Below are 16,868 nucleotides of genomic sequence, written 5' to 3' on the forward strand. Positions count from 1 at the left end.
GTCGAGTGCCCGTCGAGCCCGACCGCCGGCATGCCCCCGCACCAGCGCCCCCGCAGCGGCGGCCTTCGGACGCGGGTTGCCTCAGCAGCCGAGGTCGAGAGGTCCCGAGGCGACCGTGCCCCGGCGACTCAGCGTCGGGTGCTTCGCCACGAGGCACCCGACCCCTGGACACGGCACTGCCCCCGAGGCGCGAGGGCCGCGGGGGCAGTGGCGAGAACAGCGTGACGAACGGTGCGGTGAACGGCGTGAAGAACCGGACCGTCAGTCGCGGCCCGCGCCGCGGGAGGGGACCGCGGTGAAGGTGCGGGGGCGGCGCAGGCCGGCGGCCTCGAAGGCGTTCTCCACGGCCGCGCGGACGGTCTCCAGGTCGGCCTCGCGGACCAGCGCGATGGCCGAACCCCCGAAGCCGCCGCCGGTCATGCGGGCGCCGAGGGCGCCGGCGGTGCGGGCGGAGTCGACCGCGAGGTCGAGTTCGGGGGTGGAGATGCGGTAGTCGTCGCGCATGCTGGTGTGGGAGGCGTCCAGGTGGGGGCCGATGTCGGTGAGGCGGCCGGCGTGCAGGAGGGCCACGACGTCGAGCACGCGCTGGTTCTCCGTGACCACGTGGCGCACCAGCGGAGCGAGGTCGGCGGGGAGCTGGGCGAGGGCGGTGTCGAGGCCTTCGAGCGTGACGTCGCGCAGGGCCTTCACGCCCAGGAGCTCGGCGGCGCGCTCGGTGCCGCGGCGGCGTTCGCCGTAGCCGCCTTCGGCGTGGGAGTGCTTGGTGCGTGTGTCCATGATCAGCACGCGGACGCCGGCGTCGGCCAGCGGGAAGGGAACCTGCTCCATCTCGCCCGAGCGGACGTCGAGGAACAGCACGCACTCCTCGCGGCAGCACAGGGAAGCCGTCTGGTCGAGCAGGCCGGTGGGGGCGCCGACGAAGTCGTTTTCCGAGCGCTGCACCCAGCGGGCGATCTCGGGGCGGCTCGGGGTGCCCGGCGCGCCGTCGTCGAGCTCGATCCCGGCCAGGCCGAGGAGGGCGAGCGTGACGGCGCACTCGAGGGCGTGGGAGGAGGACAGGCCGGCGCCGGAGGGGACGTCGCCGGCGATGACCAGGTCGGCGCCCACGGTGTGGCCGTGGTCGCGCAGCACCCAGGCGACGCCCGCGGGGTAGGCGGCCCAGCCCTCGACCGAACCCGGTTCGAGGGACGCGATGTCGAGGAGATCGGAGGTCTGGAGCTGGCCGTCGTCGCCGAGGGTGGCGACGTTGAGCTTGCCGTCGTCACGCGCGGTGGCCGCCACGGCGAGCCGGTGGGGCAGCGCGAAGGGCAGCACGAAGCCGTCGTTGTAGTCGGTGTGCTCGCCGATCAGGTTCACCCGGCCGGGAGCGGACCAGACCCCGGTGGGGGCCCGGCCGTGGATCCGCCGGAACGCGCCGGCGGCGTCTTCGGCGGGGCTCACCTGGCCTGCGCCAGCACGGCGTGCAGCGCCGACGTGGAGACCTGCGCCGAGGAGGCGCTGCCGGTGACCTCGATGCTCACGGTGCCGCCGTTGGCCTTGCCGACGGTGACGCGGCCGCCGGGCACGATGCCGACGGACTTGAGCTCGGTGAGCAGCGACTCGTCGAGCTGCACGTGCTCGGCGATGCGCCGCACCACGACGTCGCCGCCGCCGGTGCGGGCGAACTCGTCGAGGCGCACGAGGTCGGATTCGGCGGGCGGGGCGGGGTCACCGTCGCCGAGCTTGTCGAGGCCCGGGATGGGGTTGCCGTACGGCGAGGTGGTGGGGTGGTCGAGCAGCTTCACCAGCTTGCGCTCCACGGCCTCGCTCATCACGTGTTCCCAGCGGCACGCCTCGGTGTGCACGTGTTCCCACTCGAGCCCGATCACGTCGACGAGGAGCCGCTCGGCCAGGCGGTGCTTGCGCATGACGGCGATGGCCAGCTCACGGCCGTGGTCGGTCAGCTGCAGGTGCCGGTCGTCGGCCACGACCACCAGCCCGTCGCGCTCCATCCTGGCCACGGTCTGGCTCACGGTGGGCCCACTCTGCTGCAGGCGCTCCGCGATCCGCGCGCGCAGCGGGACGACACCCTCTTCTTCAAGTTCGTAGATGGTACGCAAGTACATCTCGGTGGTGTCGATGAGATCGTTCACGCTGTCCCCTTCGTCCGCGTAGCTCATCGTAGTCGTTGGCCCCGACAGCGACGGCACGCGCCGACATAACAAGCCCGCAGGGCTGAAAAGTCCGGCCCGGGTGCGCGGGCAGCGCCCGGACCTGCAGGATGGGGCACATGGGACCGTTGATCACCCCCGCCGAGCTCGCCGCCCTGCCCGACACGCGGCGGCCCGTGGTGCTGGACGTCCGCTGGCGCCTGGCCGGGCCGCCCGCCGCCGAGTCCTACCGCGAGGGCCACCTGCCCGGCGCGGTGTTCGTCGACCTCGACGCGGCACTGGCCGCCCCTCCCGGCGACGGCGGCCGCCACCCGCTGCCCGATCCCGCCGACCTGCAGCGCGACCTGCGCGAAGCCGGCGTGAGCGCCGCCCGCCCGGTGGTCGTGTACGACGACGCCGACGGTTCCGTCGCCGCGCGCGCCTGGTGGCTGCTGCGCTGGGCCGGCCACGCCGACGTCGCCGTGCTCGACGGCGGTTACGCAGCGTGGCTCGCCGAAGGCCACCCCACCACCACCGACGTGCCCACCCCCGCACCCGGCGACTTCGAGGTGCGCCCCGGCGGCATGCCGGTGCTCACCGCCGACGAAGCCGCCGCCCGCGCCCGCTCCGGCCTGCTGCTCGACGCCCGGGCCCACGCCCGCTACACCGGCGAAACCGAGCCGATCGACCCGCGCGCCGGCCACATCCCCGGCGCCGCCAACGCGCCCTCGTCCGAAAACGTCGGCGCCGACGGCCGCTGGCGCACCCCCGCCGACCTCGCCGCCCGCTTCGCCGCACTGGGCCTGACCGAGGCCACACCGGTCGGCGCGTACTGCGGGTCCGGCGTCACGGCCTCGTCCGTGGTGCTGGCCCTGGAAGTCGCGGGCCACCCCGAACCGGCGGCCCTCTACGCGGGCTCCTGGTCACACTGGTCCCGCGACCCCGAACGCCCCGCCGCCACCGGCCCGGACCGCGGCTGAGGACCTCGGCCGGGAGCTAACCCGCTGGCGACCGGCGGCCCCGAGACCGGCCGCTACGCCCGGGCGACACCACCGCCCCCTAGCGCCCGGCGCCACTGGCCCTGACCGCAGCTGAGGACCTCTGCCGCGAGCGACCGGCGGCGACCGGCGGCTCCGAGACCGGCCGGCACACCCTGGCGATGCCACCGCACCCCGAACGCCTGCCGCCACGGGCGCCGCTCGCGGTTGAGGGCCTCCGCTGCGAGCGATCCGCGCCGGCGACCGGCGACCCCCGAGACCGCCGGCAAACCCGGGCGATACCGCCGCACCCCGAACACCCGCCGCCATCGGACCCGACGGCGGTTGAGGAGCTCCGTCGCGAGCGATCCGCGCCGGCGAGTGGCGACCCCGCGACCGGCCGCCAAACCCGGCCGGCGCCGCTCGCGGTTGAGGGCCTCCGCCGCGAGCGATTCGCGCCGACAACCGGGGACCCCTGGACCGGCCGGCACACCCGGGCGACACCACCGCACCCCGATCGCCCGCCGCGATCGGCCCCGGCTGCGGCTGAGGACCTCCGCCGCGAGGGAGCCGCGCCGGCGAGCGGCGAATCCGAGACCGACGGCAAACCGGGCCGCCACCGGCCCTGACCGCGGCTGAGGGCCTCTGCTGCGAGCGAACCGCCGGTGACCGGCGACCGCCGAGACCGACCACTAAACCCGGCCGATACCACCACACGCCGAACGCCCGCTGCCGCTGGCCCTGACCGCGGCTGAGGGCCTCTGCTGCGAGCGAACCGCCGGTGACCGGCGACCGCCGAGACCGACCACTAAACCCGGCCGATACCACCACACGCCGAACGCCCGCTGCCGCTGGCCCTGACCGCGGCTGAGGGCCTCTGCTGCGAGCGAACCGCCGGTGACCGGCGACCGCCGAGACCGACCACCAAACCCGGCCGACACCACCGCACCCGAGCCGGGCCCCAACCGCGCCCCGAACCGCACCCCAGCCGCACTCGAACCCGGCTTCACCGCCGCCCGGCCAGTACAGTGCGAGGCATGTCCTCGCCTGCTGTCGTCTGGGATGCCGCGCTGCTGGGGTACGACCTGGGTGGGGAGCATCCGTTCAACCCTGTTCGCCTGGAGCTCACGGTGCGGCTGGCCACGGAGCTGGGGGTGCTCGACGGGGTCGAGCTGCTGGTGCCCACCGCGGCCGGCGACGAGGAGCTGCTGCGGATCCACGCGCCGGAGTACCTGGCGGCCGTGAAGGAAGCGCCGTTGGTCGGGTGGGATGTGGGGCATGGGCTGGGTACCGCGGACAACCCGGTGTTCAGCGGGATGCACGACGCGTCGGCGCTGGTGGTCGGGAGCACGCTGCTCGCGGCGCGCAAGATCGCCGAAGGGGAAGTCACCCGGGCCGTGAACATCGCGGGCGGGCTGCACCACGCGATGCGCGACCACGCGTCCGGGTTCTGTGTGTACAACGACTGCGCGATCGCCATCGACTGGTTGCTCGACCACGGGTTCGACCGCATCGCCTACCTCGACACCGACGTGCACCACGGCGACGGGGTCCAGACCGCCTTCTACGACGACCCGCGCGTGCTCACCGTCTCCTTGCACCAGCACCCGTTCACGCTCTGGCCCGGCACCGGCTACTCCGCCGAGATCGGCACCGGCAAGGCCGCCGGCACCGCGGTGAACATCCCGCTGCCGCCGCACACGAAGGATCCGGGCTGGCTGCGGGCGTTCAACGCGGTGGTGCCCTCGCTGCTGGCCGAGTTCGAGCCGCAGATCCTCGTGACGCAGTGCGGCGTCGACTCGCACGAGGAAGATCCGCTGGCCGACCTGTCGCTGTCGGTCGACGGGCACCGCACCATCTACTCGACGATGCGGGACCTCGCCGAGACCTACACCGGCGGGAAGTGGCTGGCCGTCGGCGGCGGGGGTTACCAGCTGATCCGCGTGGTGCCGCGCTCGTGGACGCACCTGATCGCCACGGTGCTCGATCGCGACGTCGCGCCCGACACGCCGCTGCCGGCCGGCTGGGTCTCCTCGATCACGAAGGCCGCGCCCACCGCCGAGATCCCGCACGCGATGACCGACGACAAGGACACCGCCTTCAAGCCGTGGGGCGACGCCGCCGACGACCCCGTGGACATCGCGATCCGCGACACGCGCCGCGCGGTGTTCCCGCTGCACGGCCTCGACCCGGACGATCCCAGGGACTGACCATGTCCGAAGCAACGGGAACAGGCCTGCGCGACCCCTTCGACTACCCCCGCGACTGGGAAGCCGACGTCGTCCTCTCCGACGGCGGCACGGTGCACCTGCGCCCCGTCGTGCCGAGCGACGCCGACGGTCTCGTCGCCTTCCACAGCCGGCTTTCCGAGCGCACGCGTTACCTGCGCTACTTCGGCGCCTACCCGCGGATCCCGCCGCGCGACCTGCAGCGGTTCTCCACTGTGGACCACCACGACCGCGTGGCGTTCGTGGCGCTGCTCGGCGACGACATCGTGGCCGTGGGGCGCTACGAGCGGCTCGACGGCGGTCCGTCGGCCGAGGTCGCGTTCGTGGTCGACGACAAGCACCAGGGCCGCGGCCTCGGCTCGATCCTGCTGGAACACCTCGCCGCCGCCGCGTCGGAGAGCGGGCTGCGCCGGTTCGTGGCCGAGGTGCTCGCCGAGAACGCGCCGATGGTCCGCGTGTTCCGCGACGCCGGGTACCAGGTGAGCCGCGCCATCGAGGAAGGCGTGCTGCACCTGGAGTTCAGCATCGACCCCACGGAGGAGTCGCTCGCCGTCGCGCGCTCGCGCGAGCAGGCGGCCGAGGCGCGCAGCGTGCACAACCTGCTGCACCCCCGGTCGGTCGCGGTGATCGGCGCTTCGGCCGACCACGGCAAGGTCGGCCACGTCGCCTTCCGCAACCTGCTCGCCGCCGACTTCACCGGCACCGTGTTCCCGGTCAACCCCGAGCACCGCTCGGTGCGCGGGGTGCGGGCCTACGCCTCGGTGCTCGACATCCCCGACCCGGTCGACCTCGCGCTCGTGGCGGTGCCCGCCGAGCTCGTGGAGTCCGTGCTCGACGCGTGCCTGGCCAAGGGCGTGAAGACGCTGGTGATCGTGTCCGGCGGCTTCGCCGAGTCCGGCCCGCTCGGCCTGCACGCCGAGCTGCGGCTCGTCGGCGAGGCCCGCGCCCACGGCATGCGTGTGGTCGGCCCGAACGCGCTCGGCGTGCTCAACACCGCGTCCGGCGTGCGCCTCAACGCCACGCTCGCGCCGCAGCTGCCCCGCCGCGGCCACACCGGGTTCTTCTGCCAGTCCGGTGCGCTCGGCACCGCGATCCTCGCCGACGCCGGGTCCCGCGGTCTCGGCCTGTCCACCTTCGTCTCCGCCGGCAACCGCGCCGACGTGTCGGGCAACGACCTGTTGCAGTACTGGGAAACCGACCCCGAGACCGACCTCGTGCTGCTCTACCTCGAATCCTTCGGCAACCCGCGCAAGTTCGCCCGCCTCGCGCGGCGGCTCGCGCGCACCAAGCCGATCGTCGCGGTGAAATCCGGCCGCCACGCCGTGCGCCCGCAGCTGGCGGCGACGTCGGCGGAGGTCGACGAAGCGAGTGTGCAGGCGCTGTTCGAGCAGGCCGGCGTGGTGCGCGTGGAATCGCTCGCGCAGCTCTTCGACACCGCGCTCGTGTTCGCGCACCAGCCGCTGCCCGCCGGGCCGCGCATCGCGATCGTCGGCAACTCGAGCGCGATCGGGCTGCTGGCCGCCGACACCGCGCGGGCGCAGGGGCTGCACCTCGCGTCCGACCCCGTGGACATCGGCCCGCAGGCCGGGCCCGAGGCGTTCGCCGCCGCCGTGCGCGAAGCCCTCGACTCGCCGGAGACCGACGCGCTCATCGCCGTGTTCGCGCCACCCATCACCATTCCCGGCACCGCGTACGCGCGGGCGCTCAAGGAAGCCGTGCTGGAGCACGAGCGCACGAAACCGGTCGTGTCCACCTTCCTCGCGGTGGAGGGCGTGCCCGACGAGCTGGCCGTGCTGAGCGAAGACGGCGTGCCCACCCGCGGTTCGATCCCGTCGTACCCGAGCCCGGAACGCGCGGTCACGGCGTTGTCCCGCGTGGTGCGGTATTCGGCGTGGCGGCAGCGTCCACAAGGGACTCTCGTGCGCCCGGCCGGCCTCCACGTGGAGCAGGCGCAGTCGATCGTGCGCGAGCTGCTGGCGGAGGCCGACGGCCACTCCTCCATGCTCTCCGACGACGACGTGGTGCGCCTGCTCGGGTGTTACGGCGTGAACGTGGTGCCGTTCCGCGTGGTGTCCGATGTGGACGCCGCTGTCGCGGCCGCGGCCGAGCTGGGTTACCCGGTCACCCTCAAGGCGGTGGACGAGCGGCTGCGCGGCCGGCCGGACCTCGCGGGCGTGCGGCTCGACCTCACGTCGGAGGACTCCGTGCGCGTGGCCTACCGCGACCTGTGCGAGGTCTCCGGCGACAACGAGCTGTACGTGCAACGCATGGCGGCCAAGGGAATCTCGTGCGTGATCGGGCTGCAGGACGACCCGTCGTTCGGCACGCTCGTGTCCTTCGGGCTCTCCGGACTGGTCAGCACGCTGCTCGGCGACCGCGCCTACCGCGCGGTGCCGGTGACCGACGTCGACGCCGCCACGCTCATCCGCGAGCCCCGCACGTCGCCCCTGCTCACCGGCTACCGCGGCGACGAGCCGGCCGACCTCGCCGCGCTGCAGGACATGGTGCTGCGCGTGGCCGCGCTGGCCGAGGACAACCCGGAGGTGCGCTCGCTCGCGCTCGACCCGATCCTGGCCTCGCCCGACGGCGCCTTCGTCGCCAATGCCCGCCTGGTGCTGGGGCCGCCGCCGACCCGGCCGGACACCGGGCCGCGGCGGCTGCGCCACATCACGCCGACGGACTGACCCGCCGGCTCACCAGCTCTTGCCGGCCTGCTCGCCGCGCACGCGGTTCACGCGGTTGAAGAAGTTGGTGAGCGCGATCTCCGACGTGAGCGCCGACAGCTGCTCCTCGGTGAAGTGCTCGGCCGCGGCTGCGCGGATTTCGTCGGTGACGCCGGCCGCGCCGTCCTGCAGCCGGGTCGCGGCCTCGGTGAGCGCGAGCGCCGCGCGCTCGGCTTCGGTGAAGAAGGGTGTGTCGCGCCAGGCCGCCACGTTGTGCAGCCGTTCGTCGGTCTCGCCGTGCTTCTTCGCCGCGGCGACCCCGGCGTACACGCAGGGGCTGCAGCTGTTGATCTGGCTCGCCCGCAGGTGGACCAGCCCGAGCAGGCGCGGGTCGACGCCGCCGGCGGCGATCGCGCTCGTGAGGTGCCGGATCGCGGTGATCACGTCGGTGTTCGCGGCGGAAGTGGTCGGTGCTGCCATGGTGGGTGCTCCTCGCGTGTTACCTCGGCCCGGTCGGGCCCGTCATCCCGCATGACGGAGCAGTGACGAGGAAGGTAACGACCATGACCGACCCGATCGCGGAAGCGTTCGAAGCCCAGCGCGAACGGCTGCGTGCCGTGGCCTACCGCGTGCTCGGGTCGCACGCCGACGCCGAGGACGTGGTGCAGGACGCCTGGCTGCGCCTGTCGCGCCAGGAGCGGGCCATCGACAACCTCGGCGGCTGGCTCACCACCGTGGTCGGTCGGCTCAGCCTCGATGTGCTGCGCGCGCGGCGGACGCGGCCGCAGCCGGACGACCGGTTGCCGGACGGGGTGGTGCCGCTCGACGGTCCCGAGGACGACGTCGCGCTCGCCGACTCGGTCGGGCTCGCGTTGCTCGTGGTGCTCGACGCGCTCGGCCCGGGGGAGCGGCTGGCGTTCGTGCTGCACGACCTGTTCGCGGTGCCGTTCGACGAGATCGGCCGGATCCTCGGCAAGTCCACCGACGCCGCGAAGATGCTGGCCAGCCGCGCCCGCCGGAAGGTCCGCGCCGCCGAGCGTCCGCACGCGCGGGCCGAGCGCGACGTGGTCCAGGCCTTCCTCACGGCGGCTCGCGACGGCGACTTCGCGGCTCTGCTGCAGGTCCTCGACCCCGACGTGCGGCTGACGGCCGAGACCCCCGACGGCGTCTTCGTGGTCCTCGGTGCCACGAAGGTGGCCGGTGGCGCGAAGGTGCCGGCCGCCGCCGTGGGCGGCCGGCCCGTGCTCGTGGGCGGCCGCCCCGGTGTCGTCTCCTACGGCGCGGACGGCACGGTGGTCGCGCTGCTCGTGTTCACGATCGCCGGCGGGCGGATCACCGAGCTCACCGTGACCACCGACCCGGCGAAGCTCAGCGCGCGAGCAGCCCGCCCAGAGTGAGCAGCTGCGCGGTCGCGCCGCCGCCGGTGAACTCGAGGCGTTTGGCCGCCGCGAAGTAGCGGTGCAGCGGGTGCTCGACGTCGATGCCGACCCCGCCGTGCAGGTGCACCGCGGTGTGCGCGACGCGGTGGCCGGCTTCGGCGGCCCAGTACTTCGCGGTGGCGATCTCGGCGTCCGCCGGCAGGCCTTCCGCCAGGCGCCACGCGGCCTGCCACAGCGTGAGCCGCACGGCTTCCACGTCGAGGTAGGCGTCGGCCAGGCGCTGGCGCACGGCCTGGAACCCGCCGAGCACGTGGCCGAACTGCTCGCGTTCCCGGGTGTGCGCGGCAGTCAGCTCCAGGGCGCGTTCGACCACGCCGAGCTGTTGCGCGCAGAGCCCCACCGCGCCGCGCTGCCGCACCACACCGCCGACGTCACCCAGGAAGGCGCCGGGCGCATCGTCGAGCCGCACCAGGCCGGCGTCGGCGTGGTCGATCGTCCGCTGTGCCTCGATCGACACTCCGGCCGCGTCGCGGTCGACCACGAACACACCGCGGGGGGTCTCCACGAGCAGCGCCGAAGCGAAGGCCGCGAACGGCACCGCGGTCTGCGTGCCGTTCAGCCGCCCGCCGCGCTCGGTGAAGCCCGGCCCTGACGCGACGGCCAGCACCGCCGAACCACGCACCACCGGCACGAGCCACCGTTCCACCAGCTCCGGCCGCTGCGCCGACGCGAGCACCGACGCGGCCTGTGTCACCGACGCGAGATACGGCACCGGCGCCACGGCCCGGCCGATCTCGATCAGCACCGAACACTGCTCCAGCAAGCCGAACCCGCCTCCGCCGACGGCCGCGGGCAGCGCCGCGTCGAGCACTCCCGACCGCGCCAACAAGGTCCACAGTGGAGCGTCGAAGCCGCCGGAGCCCGCCGGCCCCAGCGTCTCCGGAGTCACGTGGTCGGCGAGGATCTGCCGGGTCAGCGCGGCGAGGTCCCGCTGCGCCTCGGTGGGGGAGAAGTCCATGCGGCTCCTAACGGGTCACGGGCTGGCCGAGCGCGGTCGCGGCGACGAGGTCGCGCTGCACCTCGTTCGTGCCGCCGCCGAAGGTGAGGATCAACGCGGAGCGGTGCAGGCGCTCGACGCGGCCGGCCAGCACCGCGCCCGGTGAGCCCTCGCGCACCACCGCCGCCGCGCCGAGCACCTCCATCAGCAGCCGGTAGGCCTCGATCGCCGACTCCGTGCCGAACACCTTCGTCGCCGACGCCTCGGCCGGCCCCAGCTCACGGTGCTCGGCCGCCCAGGCGATCTGCCAGTTGCGCAGCTTCAGGTACTCCGCGCGCGTGTGCACGCGGGCGAGGTTCAGCCGCACCCACTCGGCATCGAGCAGCGGCGTGCCTTCAGGCGTCACGGCGGTGCGGGCCCACTCGAGGACGTCACGCAGGGCCGTGCGCATCGGCGCGGCCGAGGTCAGGGCCACGCGCTCGTGGTTGAGCTGGTTGGTGATCAGCGGCCAGCCCGCGTTCTCGTCGGCGACGCGCGCGGTCACCGGCACGCGCACGTCGTCGTAGTAGGTGGCGCTGGTGCCGGGGCCCGCGACCGTGCGGACCTTCGTCCACGAGAAGCCGGGCGCCGAGGTCGGCACGACGAGGATCGAGAGGCCCTTGTGCTTCTTCGCGGCCGGGTCGGTGCGGGCGGCGAGCCACACGTAGTCGGCGTACTCGATCAGGCTGGTCCACATCTTCTGGCCGCTGATCACGTACTCGTCGCCGTCGCGCACCGCGCGCGTGCGCAGCGACGCGAGGTCGGTGCCCGCGCCCGGTTCGGAGTAGCCGATGGAGAAGTGCAGCTCGCCGGCCGCGATGCGCGGCAGGTAGAACTCCTTCTGCTCGCGCGTGCCGTAGCGCATGATGGTGGGCCCGATCGTGTTCACGGTCAGGAACGGCACCGGCACACCCGCGGCCGCCGCCTCGTCGGTGAACACGAGCTGTTCGAGCATCGGGCGCGCCTGGCCGCCGTGTTCGCGGGGCCAGCCCAGCGCGAGCCAGCCGTCCTTGCCCAGCCGGCGCACGATCTCCTTGTACGCCAACCCATCGCCGTATTCACCGCCACTCGCGGCCAGGCTTGCCCGGCGGGCCGGCGTCATCAGCTCGGCGAAGTACTCCCGCAGCTGCGCCGCCAGCTCACGCTGGGCGTCCGTGTGGTCGATCCGCACCACTCACCTCGCCGCGGGTTGTCGAGAAGCTGTTGTATAGAACTTGTTCTATTTGTAGCAGCCGGAACAGCAATAAGGAAGTCGTCACGAGCCTTGCCTGAAACGAGAACAGATTCTAGTCTGGGCTCACCTTGGCCGGCTTCGACGAGGAGGCTCGCGGTGAGAGCAGCCGTACTGAACGCGATCGGCGACGACAAGCTGGAGCTGCGGGACGACGTCACCACCGTCGATCCGGGCCCGGACGAGGTGCGGATCCGGGTGCGGGCCTCGGGCATCTGCCACAGTGACCTCTCCGCGATGGACGGCACGCTGCCCGCCCTCGCGCCCGGCGTCGTCGGTCACGAGGGCTCGGGCGAGGTGCTCGAAGTCGGCTCCGCCGTCACACGCCTCGCGCCCGGCGACCACGTCACGGTCTCGTTCGTGCCGCCGTGCGGCTCGTGCGGCAACTGCCTGCGCGGCCAGCCGAACCTCTGCGCCGTGCACGCGATCGCCGCCTTCACCACACCGCGCTTCCGGCTCGGTGACACCCCGCTGTTCGGGTACGCCGGGCTCGGCACGTTCGCCGACGAGGTGGTGGTGCCGGCGTCCGGCGCGATCAAGGTCGACGCCGACGTGCCGTTCGAGACCGCCGCGCTCATCGCGTGCGGCGTGCTCACCGGCGTCGGCTCGGTGCTCAACACCGCGAAGGTCGAACCCGGCTCCACGGTGGTGGTGCTCGGCTGCGGCGGGGTCGGCATCTCCGTGATCCAGGGCGCGCGCATCGCCGGCGCGGCCACGATCGTCGCGGTGGATCCGGTGGAGGGCAAGCATTCCGTGGCGAAGCGCTTCGGTGCCACGCACGCGGTGACGCCGGAGAACCTCGACCAGCTCAAGGGTGAGCTGACCGGCGGGGAGGGCTTCGACTACGCGTTCGACGTCGTCGGCGCGCCCGCCACCATCCGCGCCGGCTGGGACGCCGCGCGCCGCGGCGGGGCGGTGGTGGTCGTCGGGGCCGGACGCGGGGACGCGATGGTGTCGTTCAGCGCGCAGGAGCTGTTCCTGCACGACAAGAAGATCCTCGGCTCGTTCTACGGCTCCTCGCACGTGCACCGCGACACCGCCACCATGCTGCGGTTCTGGCGCGCGGGCCGGCTCGACCTCGACGGCATGATCTCGCGCCGCCTCACCTTCGCCGACATCAACGACGGCCTCGGCCTCCTGCGCGAAGGGCGCACCGACGTGATCCGCCAGGTGGTGACCTTCGCGTGAGCCTCGACGGCAAGGTCGCCATCGTCACGGGCGCCGCCGCCGGGCTCGGCCGCGCGGAAGCACTCGCGCTCGCGCGCGAAGGCGCCGCCGTGGTGGTGAACGACGTCGCCGAAGCACGCGCCACCGTCGAGGAAATCGAGGCAGGCGGCGGAAAAGCGTTCGCGGTGGCGGGTGACGTCGCCGAAACCGCCACCGCGCAGGACCTCCTCACCGCGGCGGTCGGCCACTTCGGGGGTCTCGACATCGTCGTGAACAACGCCGGTGTCCTGCGCGACCGCATGCTCTTCTCGATGACCGACGCCGACTGGGACCAGGTGATCGCCGTGCACCTGCGCGGCCACTTCCTGCTCTCGCGTGTCGCCGCGCGACACTGGCGTGAACGCTCCAAAGTGGACGGCGGGCCGGTCTACGGCCGGCTGGTCAACACCGCGTCGGAAGCCTTCCTCGTCGGCTCACCCGGCCAGCCCAACTACTCCGCCGCGAAAGCCGGCATCGCCGCGCTCACCGTGTCCGCTGCGCGCGGCCTCGCGAAGTACGGCGTGCGCGCCAACGCGATCTGCCCCCGCGCCCGCACGGCGATGACGGCCGGGGTCTTCGGCGAGGCGCCCGAAACCGGCACCGATCCGCTGTCGGTCGAGCACGTCGCCCCGTTCGTCGCCTTCCTCGCTTCGCCGGCGGCCGACCCCATCAACGGCCAGGTTTTCGTCGTCCACGGCGGCATGGTCGCGCTGCTGCGGCCGCCGACGGTCGAGCAGCGCTTCGACACCGCGCACGGCACGTGGACCTCCGGCGAGCTCGCCGAAACCGTCGGTGCGCACTTCGCCGAGCGCGATCCGGACCGGATGTTCGCCGCGACCGACCTGCTCGCCCTGCCCTGATCCCGGGAGAACCCATGACGCTCACCGTGTTACCCCACCGCGACGCAGCCGGGCTCAAGGCCGGGCAGCTCTACGTCGGCGGCCAGTGGACACCCGCGCGCGACGGCGCGACCTGGACCCACCTGCACCCGGCCACCGGCGAGGAGATCGGCGAGTTCGCCGTGGCCGGCGCCGCCGACGTCGACGACGCCGTGGCCGCCGCGCGCGAAGCGTTCCCGAGCTGGGGCACCTCGCGGGCGAGCACCCGCATCGGCCTGCTGCTGAAGTACGCGGAGCTGCTGCGCGCCCACGCCGACGAGCTGCGGGCGCTGCAGGCGCTGGACAACAGCGTGCCGCTGTCGTTCGGCGCGATCTACGCGACGTCGGTGGCCGCGGCGGCCGACGTGTTCACCCACCACGCCGGTTGGGTCGACAAGGCGGGCGGCCAGACGCTGCCGCCGTACCAGGGCGGCGATCACCTGGCGCTGACCTTCCGCGAGCCGATCGGGGTCGTGGGGGCGATCCTGCCGTGGAACGCGCCGTTCCTCCTGTTCGCGCAGAAGGTCGCGCCCGCGCTCGGCGCGGGCTGCACGATGGTGCTCAAGGCTTCGGAGTACGCGTCGTTCGCCGTGATCCGCATGGTCGAGCTGCTCGCCGAGGCGGGCCTGCCCGACGGCGTGCTCAACCTCGTGACCGGCCCCGGCGACCCGACCGGCGAGCGGCTCATCACGCACCCGGACGTGGACAAGGTCAGCTTCACCGGCAGCCGCGCGGTCGGCAAACGCATCGTCGAGGCCTCGGCCGGCACGCTCAAGCGCGTGTCGCTGGAGCTCGGCGGCAAGAGCCCGGCCATCGTGTTCCCCGACGCGCCCAACGTCGGCCTCGCCGCGATGACGACCATGGGCGCGGTGACCATGGGCCTGTCCGGCCAGGCGTGTGTGGCCAACACCCGCGCGCTGGTGCACCGCGACGTCTACGACGAGTTCCTCGGTGCCGCGCAGGGCATGGCCGCGGCCGTGACCTACGGCGACCCGTTCGACCCCGGCGTGATCTCGTGCCCGCTGGTGAACGGCCGCCAGCTGGAACGCGTGCTCGGCTATCTCGAGAAGGGCAAGGCCGAGGGCCGGCTCGTGACCGGCGGCGAGCGGCTCGGCGGCGACTACGCGAGCGGCAACTTCGTGGCCCCGACGATCTTCGCCGACGTGGACAACCACGCCACCATCGCGCAGGAAGAGATCTTCGGGCCGGTGCTCGCCGTGGTGCCGTTCGAGTCCGAGGAAGAGGCGATCGCGCTCGCCAACGACACCGAGTACGGCCTCGGCGCCGGACTCTTCACGGCCGACTCGGCGCGGGCGTTCCGCGTGGCCCGGCGGCTGCGCGCCGGCACGATCGGCGTCAACGGCTTCCAGGTCGAACCGCACCTGCCCTTCGGCGGGTTCAAGCAGTCGGGCCTCGGCCGCGAGGGCGGGTTGTCGGCGTTCGAGGCCTACACCGAGCTCAAGACCGTGCTCATGCCGCTCGGCGAGGAGCTGATGTAGTGGGCCGGCTCGACGGCCGCGTCGCGCTCGTGACCGGTGCGGCCCGAGGCCAGGGCGCGGCGGCCGCGCGCGCGTTCGTGGCCGAAGGCGCGCGCGTGGTGATCGCCGACGTGCTCGACGCCGAGGGCAAGCAGCTCGCCGCCGACCTCGGCGACGCCGCGGTGTTCCAGCACCTCGACGTGGGCGACGAGGACGGCTGGACGGCCGCGATCGAGCGCACCGAAGCCGAGTTCGGACCGCCGACCGTGCTCGTGAACAACGCCGGCGTGCTGCACTTCTCCGAACTGAAGAGCACCACGCTGGCCGACTACGAACGCGTGGTGCGCGTGAACCAGATCGGGGCGTTTCTCGGGATGCGGTCGGTCGTTGAACCGATGACCGGAGCCGGTGGCGGCTCCATCGTCAACGTGTCCTCTGTGGAGGGACTCGCCGGTATGCCGTTCCTCGTCGCCTACACCGCGAGCAAGTTCGCGATCCGCGGGATGACCAAGGTCGCCGCGCTGGAGCTGGGCGCGCGCGGCATCCGGGTGAACTCCGTCCACCCGGGCATGATCGACACGAAGATGGTTTCCGAGGCCGCGGGCACCGACGTGGACGTGTCGTGGGTCGGCAAGAAGGTGGCGCTCGGCCGGGTGGGGCGGGCCGAGGAGATCGCGCCGCTGCTCGTGTTCCTGGCGAGTGGCGAGAGCTCGTACTGCACCGGGGCGGAGTTCGTAGCGGATGGGGGAGCGACAGCGACTCATGCCTTGAAGCTGTGATCAACCCGACTGAGAGCGAGTAGTGAACACCGCTAACGGAACTCGGGCGGGAGGTATGGACAAGACTCGGGGGTGACTACTGGGAGGTGTGGTGAGCGAAGGCGGCTCGATCACCCTCCCGGGCACCGCGGCGCTGACCCAGGTCGGCCGGCTCGCCACGCTGTCCTGGGAGGTGTCGCGGGCGATCTTCCGGCGTCCGTTCCAGTTCCGTGAATGGATCCAGCAGTGCTGGTTCTTCGCGAGTGTCACGATCCTGCCGACGGCCCTGGTCGCCATCCCGTTCGGGGCCGTGATCGCGCTCCAGCTGGGCTCGCTGACCACGCAGATCGGCGCGCAGTCGTTCACCGGGGCCGCGAGCGCGCTCGCCATCGTGCAGCAGGCCGCCCCGCTGATCACCGCGCTGCTCGTGGCCGGCGCCGGCGGCAGCGCGGTCTGCGCGGACATCGGCGCGCGCAAGATCCGCGAAGAGATCGACGCCATGGAAGTGCTCGGCGTGAACCCCATCCAGCGCATCGTGGTGCCGCGCGTGCTGGCCGCGATCGTGGTGTCGGTGCTGCTCAACGGCCTGGTCAGCGTGGTCGGCGTGCTCGGCGGCTACTTCTTCAACGTGGTGCTGCAGGGCGGCACCCCGGGTGCGTACCTGGCGAGCTTCAACGCCCTGGCCCAGGTGCCGGACCTGTGGATCAGCGAGATCAAGGCGTTCCTCTACGGCTTCGTCGCCGGCGTGGTCGCGGCCTTCCGCGGCCTGAACCCGGCGGGCGGGCCGAAGGGCGTGGGCGACGCGGTGAACCAGGCCGTGGTGATCACGTTCCTGCTGCTGTTCCTCATCAACGTGGTGCTCACCGCGATCTACCTCAAGATCGTGCCGCCGAAGGCGCTGTGAC

General features: G+C 73.0%; 14 protein-coding genes. 9 read left to right on the forward strand and 5 right to left on the reverse strand.

Annotated features, from left to right (window positions below):
- Nucleotides 1-261: 261 nt before the first annotated feature.
- Both galK and VSH64_RS01205 read right to left on the reverse strand, forming a co-directional pair.
- Entirely contained in the window at nucleotides 262-1,440 is a 1,179-nt protein-coding gene (gene galK, locus VSH64_RS01200) for a galactokinase (RefSeq protein ID WP_326569703.1), read from the reverse strand.
- Nucleotides 1,437-2,159, reverse strand: a complete 723-nt coding sequence (locus tag VSH64_RS01205) for a metal-dependent transcriptional regulator (protein WP_326569704.1) — start codon at nucleotides 2,157-2,159, stop codon at nucleotides 1,437-1,439. Before VSH64_RS01205 ends, galK begins: the two co-directional genes overlap by 4 nt.
- Nucleotides 2,160-2,269: 110 nt before the next feature.
- Here VSH64_RS01205 and VSH64_RS01210 point away from each other — a divergent pair, with 110 nt between their 5' ends.
- The 3 genes from VSH64_RS01210 to VSH64_RS01220 all read left to right on the forward strand — a co-directional run bounded on the left by VSH64_RS01210 (nucleotide 2,270) and on the right by VSH64_RS01220 (nucleotide 8,018).
- A complete protein-coding gene (locus tag VSH64_RS01210; RefSeq protein WP_326569705.1) occupies nucleotides 2,270-3,109 on the forward strand; it encodes a sulfurtransferase in 840 nt (279 codons plus the stop codon).
- Between the two features lie 1,034 nt (nucleotides 3,110-4,143).
- Nucleotides 4,144-5,316: an acetoin utilization protein AcuC gene (locus VSH64_RS01215; protein WP_326569706.1), complete on the forward strand. Its 1,173-nt coding sequence runs from the start codon at nucleotides 4,144-4,146 to the stop codon at nucleotides 5,314-5,316.
- Nucleotides 5,317-5,318: 2 nt separating this feature from the next.
- Nucleotides 5,319-8,018, forward strand: coding sequence for a bifunctional acetate--CoA ligase family protein/GNAT family N-acetyltransferase (locus tag VSH64_RS01220; RefSeq protein WP_326569707.1), 2,700 nt, complete (start codon nucleotides 5,319-5,321; stop codon nucleotides 8,016-8,018).
- 9 nt (nucleotides 8,019-8,027) lie between these two features.
- Here the strand turns inward: VSH64_RS01220 and VSH64_RS01225 are convergent, their stop codons facing one another.
- Complete coding sequence (locus VSH64_RS01225) at nucleotides 8,028-8,477, reverse strand: carboxymuconolactone decarboxylase family protein (RefSeq protein ID WP_326569708.1); 450 nt, start codon at nucleotides 8,475-8,477, stop codon at nucleotides 8,028-8,030.
- Nucleotides 8,478-8,560: 83 nt separating this feature from the next.
- Here VSH64_RS01225 and VSH64_RS01230 point away from each other — a divergent pair, with 83 nt between their 5' ends.
- Entirely contained in the window at nucleotides 8,561-9,394 is an 834-nt protein-coding gene (locus VSH64_RS01230; protein WP_326569709.1) for a sigma-70 family RNA polymerase sigma factor, read from the forward strand.
- Here the strand turns inward: VSH64_RS01230 and VSH64_RS01235 are convergent.
- Nucleotides 9,366-10,394, reverse strand: coding sequence for an acyl-CoA dehydrogenase family protein (locus VSH64_RS01235; protein ID WP_326569710.1), 1,029 nt, complete (start codon nucleotides 10,392-10,394; stop codon nucleotides 9,366-9,368). The genes VSH64_RS01230 and VSH64_RS01235 overlap by 29 nt on opposite strands.
- A 7-nt stretch (nucleotides 10,395-10,401) precedes the next feature.
- Nucleotides 10,402-11,583: an acyl-CoA dehydrogenase family protein gene (locus tag VSH64_RS01240; RefSeq protein WP_326569711.1), complete on the reverse strand. Its 1,182-nt coding sequence runs from the start codon at nucleotides 11,581-11,583 to the stop codon at nucleotides 10,402-10,404.
- A gap of 159 nt (nucleotides 11,584-11,742) precedes the next feature.
- Between VSH64_RS01240 and VSH64_RS01245 the strand changes: the two genes are divergently transcribed.
- From VSH64_RS01245 to VSH64_RS01265, 5 genes are all read left to right on the forward strand, one after another.
- Nucleotides 11,743-12,831 (forward strand): zinc-binding dehydrogenase, encoded by a 1,089-nt coding sequence (locus VSH64_RS01245; protein WP_326569712.1) that lies wholly within the window; start codon nucleotides 11,743-11,745, stop codon nucleotides 12,829-12,831.
- On the forward strand, nucleotides 12,828-13,709 hold the full coding sequence (locus VSH64_RS01250; protein ID WP_326569713.1) for a 3-oxoacyl-ACP reductase: 882 nt from the start codon (nucleotides 12,828-12,830) through the stop codon (nucleotides 13,707-13,709). Before VSH64_RS01245 ends, VSH64_RS01250 begins: the two co-directional genes overlap by 4 nt.
- A 14-nt stretch (nucleotides 13,710-13,723) precedes the next feature.
- Nucleotides 13,724-15,226: an aldehyde dehydrogenase family protein gene (locus tag VSH64_RS01255; protein ID WP_326569714.1), complete on the forward strand. Its 1,503-nt coding sequence runs from the start codon at nucleotides 13,724-13,726 to the stop codon at nucleotides 15,224-15,226.
- Nucleotides 15,226-15,984, forward strand: coding sequence for a glucose 1-dehydrogenase (locus tag VSH64_RS01260; RefSeq protein ID WP_326569715.1), 759 nt, complete (start codon nucleotides 15,226-15,228; stop codon nucleotides 15,982-15,984). The genes VSH64_RS01255 and VSH64_RS01260 overlap by 1 nt, the downstream gene beginning before the upstream one ends.
- Nucleotides 15,985-16,072: 88 nt before the next feature.
- Nucleotides 16,073-16,867 (forward strand): MlaE family ABC transporter permease, encoded by a 795-nt coding sequence (locus VSH64_RS01265; protein ID WP_326569716.1) that lies wholly within the window; start codon nucleotides 16,073-16,075, stop codon nucleotides 16,865-16,867.
- Nucleotide 16,868: the final 1 nt, after the last annotated feature.

The sequence above is a fragment of the Amycolatopsis rhabdoformis genome, from assembly GCF_035918295.1.
Taxonomy (GTDB): Bacteria; Actinomycetota; Actinomycetes; order Mycobacteriales; family Pseudonocardiaceae; genus Amycolatopsis; species Amycolatopsis rhabdoformis.

What these genes read in the sequence shown, in the direction of transcription:
- VSH64_RS01225 (WP_326569708.1), bottom strand. Translation starts at nt 8,477, where the DNA reads ATGGCAGCACCGACCACTTCCGCCGCGAACACCGACGTGATCACCGCG.
- VSH64_RS01205 (WP_326569704.1), bottom strand. Translation starts at nt 2,159, where the DNA reads ATGAGCTACGCGGACGAAGGGGACAGCGTGAACGATCTCATCGACACC.
- VSH64_RS01235 (WP_326569710.1), bottom strand. Translation starts at nt 10,394, where the DNA reads ATGGACTTCTCCCCCACCGAGGCGCAGCGGGACCTCGCCGCGCTGACC.
- VSH64_RS01215 (WP_326569706.1), top strand. Translation starts at nt 4,144, where the DNA reads ATGTCCTCGCCTGCTGTCGTCTGGGATGCCGCGCTGCTGGGGTACGAC.
- VSH64_RS01230 (WP_326569709.1), top strand. Translation starts at nt 8,561, where the DNA reads ATGACCGACCCGATCGCGGAAGCGTTCGAAGCCCAGCGCGAACGGCTG.
- VSH64_RS01220 (WP_326569707.1), top strand. Translation starts at nt 5,319, where the DNA reads ATGTCCGAAGCAACGGGAACAGGCCTGCGCGACCCCTTCGACTACCCC.
- VSH64_RS01210 (WP_326569705.1), top strand. Translation starts at nt 2,270, where the DNA reads ATGGGACCGTTGATCACCCCCGCCGAGCTCGCCGCCCTGCCCGACACG.
- VSH64_RS01255 (WP_326569714.1), top strand. Translation starts at nt 13,724, where the DNA reads ATGACGCTCACCGTGTTACCCCACCGCGACGCAGCCGGGCTCAAGGCC.